General features: G+C 70.8%; 5 protein-coding genes. 1 reads left to right on the top strand and 4 read right to left on the bottom strand.

Going from position 1 to position 7,287, the window contains the following annotated elements:
- A partial coding sequence (locus tag Q1X76_RS06265; RefSeq protein ID WP_300718769.1) for a small ribosomal subunit Rsm22 family protein occupies positions 1–1,584 on the bottom strand: 1,584 nt, incomplete at its 3' end.
- Positions 1,585–3,276: an ASKHA domain-containing protein gene (locus Q1X76_RS06260; protein WP_300718768.1), complete on the bottom strand. Its 1,692-nt coding sequence runs from the start codon at positions 3,274–3,276 to the stop codon at positions 1,585–1,587.
- Between the two features lie 105 nt (positions 3,277–3,381).
- Between Q1X76_RS06260 and Q1X76_RS06255 the strand changes: the two genes are divergently transcribed.
- The gene (locus Q1X76_RS06255; protein WP_300718767.1) at positions 3,382–4,149 is read left to right on the top strand and encodes a hypothetical protein; all 768 of its coding nucleotides are present in this window, start codon (positions 3,382–3,384) and stop codon (positions 4,147–4,149) included.
- Between the two features lie 22 nt (positions 4,150–4,171).
- On the opposite strand, the gene Q1X76_RS06250 is transcribed toward Q1X76_RS06255, so the two are convergent.
- Positions 4,172–4,945 (bottom strand): hypothetical protein, encoded by a 774-nt coding sequence (locus tag Q1X76_RS06250; protein WP_300718766.1) that lies wholly within the window; start codon positions 4,943–4,945, stop codon positions 4,172–4,174.
- Positions 4,946–5,466: 521 nt separating this feature from the next.
- Positions 5,467–6,639, bottom strand: a complete 1,173-nt coding sequence (locus Q1X76_RS06245; protein WP_300718765.1) for a phosphoglycerate kinase — start codon at positions 6,637–6,639, stop codon at positions 5,467–5,469.
- Positions 6,640–7,287 lie beyond the last annotated feature (648 nt).

The raw sequence follows: 7,287 nt of genomic DNA, 5'->3' as shown, positions 1-7,287 counted from the left end.
CTGGGCGCGGGCCGTGACGGCCGCGCCGGACGGCAGGGCCGCGGCGTCGGGAACCACGGCCAGACCGGCGGCGCAACAGCCGTAGCGGGCCTGGCCGCGCAGGCCCGGCACCACGAAGGGCGAGGAAAACACGCGCACGGGCCGCGCATGTCGCAGCATGGCGGCGGCTTCGCGGCGGGCGCTGTCCGCATCCGGGGCTTCGTCGTCCCGCTCGTCCAGCTCTTCCGTCAGGCCCGCTCCGGCGGCAGGGTCGGCCCGCAGCAGCAGGGGCGCCAGGCTCAGGGCGCTCTTGGCCAGCCCGGCGGCGGAGGAAAGCGCCTGCAGCCATTGCGGCGCGCCTTCGCAATCAAAGGTGAAATGGCACCAGCCGCGATCGGCCGGGGCATGGGCCAGCGGACAGGGCCTGCGGTGGGAGCAGGGCGCCAGCGGCAGCAGGTCGCGCTCCAGGGCCGCGTCCCGCAGGCGGCTGATGGTCTTGCCGCCCAGCCGGGTACCGGGTTCCACGAAGAGGGCCGCGGGCAGCAGGGCCGCGTCGGCGCTGGCGGTGTCGTCATCATGCAGGGGCGCGGGCCAGCACAGGGGCTCCAGCTGGTCCAGCAGGGCCTCCAGACGGCGCACGCCGCCGCTGCCCTCGTCGTCTTCGTCGTCCTCGCGGTTCATGCGGCGGCTCTCGGCGCTCAGTTCATTGAGCACGTTGGCCGCCGTCAGCAGCCAGGGCCGCAGATGACGTCCCTGCCGGGACAGCGCGTCCGCCAGCGCGCGTTCCAGACGCGGCATATGCTCCAGTGAACCGCGCTCCACCCGGACCTGCCACACCGGCTGGTCCAGGATGTCGCCCCAGGCGGTCAGGATGTCCCGGCCCAGTTCCATGGGCTGGACGGCATTGTCCACGGCCAGCACCTGCAGAGGCAGGGCCCGCCATTCGGGACGCGCCAGCCACAGGGCCAGGGGCACGCTCAGGGGGCCGGAGCCGCCGTCCAGCAGCAGGGGCGTCTGCCCCTGTTCCAGCCAGAGCCGGGGATCGGGCAGGGGCAGGGCCCGGAACAGGCGCGCCAGACGCAGCACGTTCCAGGGCAGGAAATAATACAGATAGGCGCTGGTGCTGGCCGGGGAGCTCCAGTAGGGCCGGTAGAGGCCGGAGCGTTCGCAGGTCAGCAGGCGGGAGAGGGCCTCGATGTCCGCAGGCAGGTCGCGGTAGTGGGCGCTGCGCAGGGGGCGCACGGAACGCAGGGCCTGGCCGAGGGCATCCAGCTCCCGCCGGACGACGTCCGGCAGGGCGGGCAGGAGCTCGCCGGTCATGCGCCAGGGCGAGGGACGGCCCTCACGCTGGTCGCGGGGCGGTCGGGGCCCGGACTGGCTCCAGCCGGAGAACTCTTCCCGGCGCGGCCGTTGTTGCGGTCCCTGTCCAGCGGCAAAGGTGGAATACTGCCGGTGCCGGGCCGGGCTTTCACGGCGCGCCGGCCTGTCCCCGCCGCCTTCGCGGGAGCTGTCATGGAAGCTGCGGCGTTCCTGTTCGCGGGGAGCGGGCTGCGGACGGCGCGCGGACGCCGTGCCGCTGTCTTTTTTCTGTTTGATGGGGGACATTCAGACTCCAAAGCGCATATGGCGCAGGTAAGCGGCATGGAAACCGGGATCTTCCGCCACAGGGACGAGCCGGGCCGCGGCGCACCAGTCCGCCAGGGCGGCCAGGCGTCCGGGGTCGGCGGCCAGCAGGCAGGCGCCCTCCAGCGAGCTATTGCCCACGGCCCGCACCCGGCTGCCCATGCCGGAGGGCAAAAAGCCCAGTTCTTCCAGACAGGCGGGCGGGCAATGCTGGCCCAGGGCCCCGGCCAGGGCCAGACAGGCCACGTCGGCGGGCGAGAGGTCCGCGGCCCGCAGCAGGACCTCCAGAGCCAGGGAAAAGGCGGCCTTGACCTTGAGCAGTTCTTCCACGTCGGCGGCGGCCAGCCACTGGCCGTGGGGCAGGGGCAGGCGCGGGCCGGTGCGCGCCTGCTGCGGGGCCGGGGCCACGCGCCGGGCCAGCGGCGAGGAAGGGACGCAAAAATGCCCGTCCGCATCCAGACAGCCCAGACGCAGCAGCAGGGCCAGCAGGGAAAGATAGCCCGTGGCGCTGATGCCGCGCACGTCCGCCCCGTCGTCCAGCGGGCCGTCCGTGCCGTGGCAGGCCAGCCCCAGGGGCGTGAGCCCGAAACGGGTGATGCTGCCCGGCCCGGCCATGCGGCCGCATTCCGGGCCGATGCCTTCCAGGGCCGGGCCCAGGGGCACGCTGGTGAGCCAGAGGCGGCCCTGCCTGTCCACCAGGGCCAGTTCGCCGTTGGTGCCCAGGTCGGCCAGCACCAGCGGGCGCGGCAGGCCTTGGGCCAGCAGATGGAGCAGCCCGGCGCTGATGTCGCCGCCCACGAAGGGCGCGGGCAGGGGCGGGACCAGCAGGGGCGGCAGGCCGTCCTCCCGCAGGCAGGCGCCGCCCGCATGGCTGCGCCGGTAGGGCGCGGCGCACAGGCCGCTGACGTCCCGGTCCAGAAAAATGTCCGTCATGGCCGTATTGGCGGCCAGCACCAGACGCGCCACAGGCACGCCGGGCAGGGCGGCGGTCTGCCGTCGCAACAGGGCCTCCAGATGGTCGCGCACCAGACGGGAAAGACGGGAGCGTCCCCCGGGGTCCCGGGCCACGGCCAGACGGGACATGACGTCCGCGCCCGCGCCGGCCTGCGGGTTGAGTCCGTGTCCTGCCGCCAGGACAGGGGCGGGCGCCGCCGGACGGCGGAGGCGGGCAAAGCTGTCGGCATCCTGCGCCCCGTCCGTCCCTCCGTCCCCGTCCCCATCGGGCACGGCCAGCAGGCGCCAGTAAAGGGAGGTGGTGCCCAGATCCACCGCCAGGGCCAGACGCCGCGGCCGCTGCCCCGCCACAGGCGGGCGCGCATCGGTCTGCGTCATTTTTTCCGGCACGGGCACCCCGAGGCGCAGTTCCGGCCCCATGCCGTCAGTTATCTGACGGCGGCAGGCCAGCCGCCAGCCCTGGGCCAGCAGGCCGGGACCCAGGATGTCTTCCTCTTCCGGCAGGGGCGGGGGCACGCTATCCTGATCGAGGAAGCGCACGCGGCAGCGGCCGCAACGGCCCAGGCCGGAGCAGAGGGGCACGGGCTCGGCCAGGCCGTGCAGCCAGACGGCACGGGCCAGATCGTCGCCCGCTGCGGCCTGCCCGCAGCGCGGCGGCGCGGCGGGGGCGGGATGCGCGGCGTCCCCGGCCGGGGAAAGGGGATAGACAAGGAGTTCCATGCCGCCACACTGCCTCAAGCGGCCGGGCAAGGCAAGCCTCGGCCCGCTGCGGCACTGGTCTTGTTCTTGCATCCCGCAGAGGCAAAGCAGAGGAAACCGACACCCATGAGCAGCATACTTTCACAGGATGAGATCAGCGCCCTCCTGCACGGCCTGCCGGTCAAGGAAGGGAGGGCTCCCGTCGCGGCCCCTGTCGCGGCCGCCATGACGGCCGGGGACGCCGGGACGGCGGCCCTGCTGGACGGCCTGGCCGGGCGCTGCGCCCGCCTGTGCGCCGCCAGCATGGAGGAAGACCGGGGGCGCCTGCTGGAGCTGGAGCCCCTGCCGGTCCGCCTCTGCGCCTTCGGACAGGCGGCGGAGCGCATCCGGGAGGCGGCCTGCTGCTGCGCCGTGAGCCTTGATGGTACGGCGGGCACGGATCAGCCGGATGGTCTTGCTGGGCCTGATGGCCCGGCGTGCGCGGGCGGGGCCGGTCTGCTGGCGCTGGACAGGGCCCTGGTCTTCAGCCTGCTGGAGGTCTTCCTGGCCGGTGCCGGGCGTTTCGAGCGTCCGGCGGGCCGTCCGCTGACGGCGCTGGAGACCATGCTGGCGGGCAAATTCGCCGGGCGTTTCCTGGCGGCCTTCGGGCGGGCCGTCCGGCCCGGCGCGCGGCCCCTGCGCCGCGGGCGCAGCCTGTCCCTGCCGCGGCTGGCCCTGCTGACGCCCGACGACGAGCCCGTCTGGCAACTGGCGTTCCGGGCCGGGCTGGAAGGACGTTCCGGCAACCTCTGCCTCTGCCTGCCGGAGGGCCTGGTCCGGCAGTTGACCGACGTGCGGGGAGACGGGGGACGGGAACAAAAGGTCCCGGAGGCGGCGGGCGCTTCCGGGACGTAGGGCGCGCGGGAAAGGGGCCGGATCAGCAGCCGCGGATCCAGTAGGTCTCGAAACCGTCTTCCAGCCAGCCGTCTTCCAGATGACGGAAATCCGCCTTGCGGAGGAGTTCGCGGTATTCGTCGCGGGTGCGGCGCCAGCCCCAGAACTGCTGGCGGCGGATGCCCATGAAGTGCAGCACGCCACGGATGAGGATCTTGATGGCATTGACGAAGCTGCCGATGATGCTGTCCTCCTGCAGCAGGGAAGCCGAAAGGCAGATCAGCTGGCCGCCGGGCACGAGCTGGGCCCGCAGTTCTCCCAGCAGGTGCTGCAGCTCGCGGGTGGGGATGCTGTAGTCCACGGCCGAAAGATAGATGACATCATAAAAGACGTCCGGCGGCAGGCAGGCCGGAGGAATGCCGATATACATGCGCTCGTTGGGCACATGCTGGCGCAGCCAGCGCATGCTGACGGTGCTGGGCTCGTTGACGTGCAGCTCCAGCTCGTCTTCCGACATCTCCTCCACAAGACAATGTTCCATGAAGCCCACGCCGCTGCCGATGGAGAGCACCCGCAGCGGACCGGAACCTTCGGGCCGCAGGGCGGCCTGCTCACGCAGGCGGGCGGCCAGCCACTGGGCATCCTTGCGCTTGTTCTGCCGCCAGACGGCGGGCAGGTCGTCCCAGCTCTTGAAACGCCGGAACAGCTCCTCATAGAAGGTGGCGTAGAACTTGGGTTCCGCCAGATGGAAAAAAGAAATGTGCGAGAATGCCGTAAAAGGGATTCCCTGCCAGCTTTCCTGATAAAAACGTCGCACATTTTCCTCCATAAAAAGACGAAAGAGGGGGCGGGACAAGCCCGCGGACGCCGTGCGGAAGGGGTGCCTTCCCCGACGCATGCTGATTATAGCCCAGCCGGGCCGTACGCGCAACGTGCCGGAGCTGTTGGCGGAGCAGAAGGGGCGAGACCCGGCCGCGGCCGGTCGGACAGGGGACCGATGCCGTGCCGCCGGGCGGGCAGGGAAGGATGGCAGACGCCGGGCCGGAGAGGCGATTCGCGGCATTGCCTTGCGGATGCGCCAGCCCGCCCGGCCAGCCCGCGCGCAGGAGCGGGGCGGCACGGCGAGCCCAGTGCCCTTTGCAGGCTGATCTTTCCCGGCCTGTTCCGCACGGGCCATGCGCGAGCAGCCCGGAGCCATGCCCGGAAGGGCGTTCCCGGCGCGGGCGCGGGCGGACGGAAAAAGGCCATCCGCCGGGGATGGCCTTTGTATTGTCCGCAGTCCGGGACCTGCCCGGCCGCAAAGGGGCGCCGCACGGGCATGGTCCGGCCGGTTTTGGCTTACGCGCCGCGATCCTGCAGGGCCGCCACGGAGGGCAGGAGCTTGCCTTCCAGCAGTTCCAGGGAGGCGCCGCCGCCGGTGGAGATGTAGCCCATCTTGTCGGCCAGGCCGTAGCCTTCCACAGCGGCCACGGAGTCGCCGCCGCCCACCACCACGAAGGCCGGGGAAGCGGCCAGGGCTTCGGCCAGGGCCTTGGTGCCCGCGCCGAAGGGCTCGGTCTCGAAAGCGCCCACGGGGCCGTTCCAGACCACGGTGGCGGCCTTCTGCAGCAGACCGGCGTAAAGTTCCACGGTCCTGGGGCCCACGTCCAGGATCATCTGGTCGGCAGGCACCTTGTCCACGTCGCAGACCGTGGCGGTCTGGCCCGGGGCCAGTTCCCTGGCCGTGACCACATCCACGGGCAGGGGCAGGGTCTTGCCCAGTTCCCGGGCCTTGGCCATGACCTTTTTGGCGTCTTCCACCAGTTCGGGTTCATAAAGGGAGGTGCCCACGCCGTAGCCGGCAGCGGCCAGGAAGGTATTGGCGATGCCGCCGCCCACGATGAGGGTGTCCACCTTGCCCAGCAGGTTGTCCAGCAGGCCCAGCTTGGTGGAGACCTTGGAACCGCCGATGATGGCCATCAGCGGGCGGGCGGGAGCGTCCAGCACCTTGGCGAAGGCTTCCAGCTCGGCGTGCATGAGAGGGCCGGCGCAGCCCACCTTGGCGGCGCGCACGGCGCCTTCCGTGGAGGCATGGGCGCGATGGGCGGCCCCGAAGGCATCCATGACGTAGATGTCGCCCAGGGCGGCCAGTTTGGCGGCCAGTTCGGGATCGTTCTTTTTTTCGCCCTTGAAGAAGCGGATGTTTTCCAGCAGCACCACTTCGCCGGGAGCGGCCTTGGCGTCAGCGAGGTCGGCGGCCAGCTTCACGGGGCGGCCCAGCAGGCCGGAGAGATGGGCGGCCACCGGGGCCAGGGAGAATTTTTCCTCCACCACGCCCTCGGTGGGGCGGCCCAGGTGGGAAAGCAGGATGACGCCCGCGCCCTTGTCCAGCGCCATGGTGATGCCGGGCAGGGCCGCGCGGATGCGCTTGTCGTTGGTGATGCGGCCATCCTTCATGGGCACATTGAGATCCTGGCGGATGACAACGGTCTTGCCGCTGCACTCCATGTCCTGCAACAGTTTGATGGGCATGTCTGCCTCCTTTTTGTCAGGGAAGGGATCACCGGGAAGGGCCGGGATACGGCGTCCGGTTTGTCAAAAAGATATGTTCCCCGGGCGGGAAAGTCCAGCCCGGCCCCGGAGGTCAGGGGGATGCCGTGCGCATGGCCGTGATCTACAAGACGGCCAGAGGCCGGCCCTCAAGGTCAGGAGTATACCCTTCCGGGCAAGATCATCGCCGGCTGCCCGGTATCTTCTGGCGGGAGCGGCTCCGGCAGCCGCTGTCCCGCCTCTGGACGGGAAGGACGGTATCGCTGCGATGTCACGCAGGGGGCGTCTGTTCGCCCTGTGTGACGGGCCCCGGCAAGAGGAGCCATGTTCGGCCTGCCATTGGCTGGCCGGAATGTCCGCGGCGGCCCGGTCCCATCCGCGCGCCCCGCCGTCGTATCCATCTTCTCAGGACAGGACGCAAAAGGCCCGGGACCTGGGGATGTGGCATCCTGCGGTCCCGGGCCATATTTTCATGCGCGGGTTTTAAGGGAGGGCGTTTGAGGGGGCCCCTTTTTGCCGCAAGCAGCGACCCAAAGGACGGCCCGCCGGGCCGTGCCTGTCAGGCCGTAAGGCCTTGCAGGCATCGACGGCGAAGGGCTTTCTTCCCCTCAAAACAAAACGTAATGCGTC

Source organism: uncultured Desulfovibrio sp., from assembly GCF_949282365.1.
Classification (GTDB): Bacteria; Desulfobacterota; Desulfovibrionia; order Desulfovibrionales; family Desulfovibrionaceae; genus Desulfovibrio.
The sequence above is the reverse complement of the archived record's forward strand: the minus strand, read 5'-3'. Positions and strand labels throughout refer to the sequence as shown.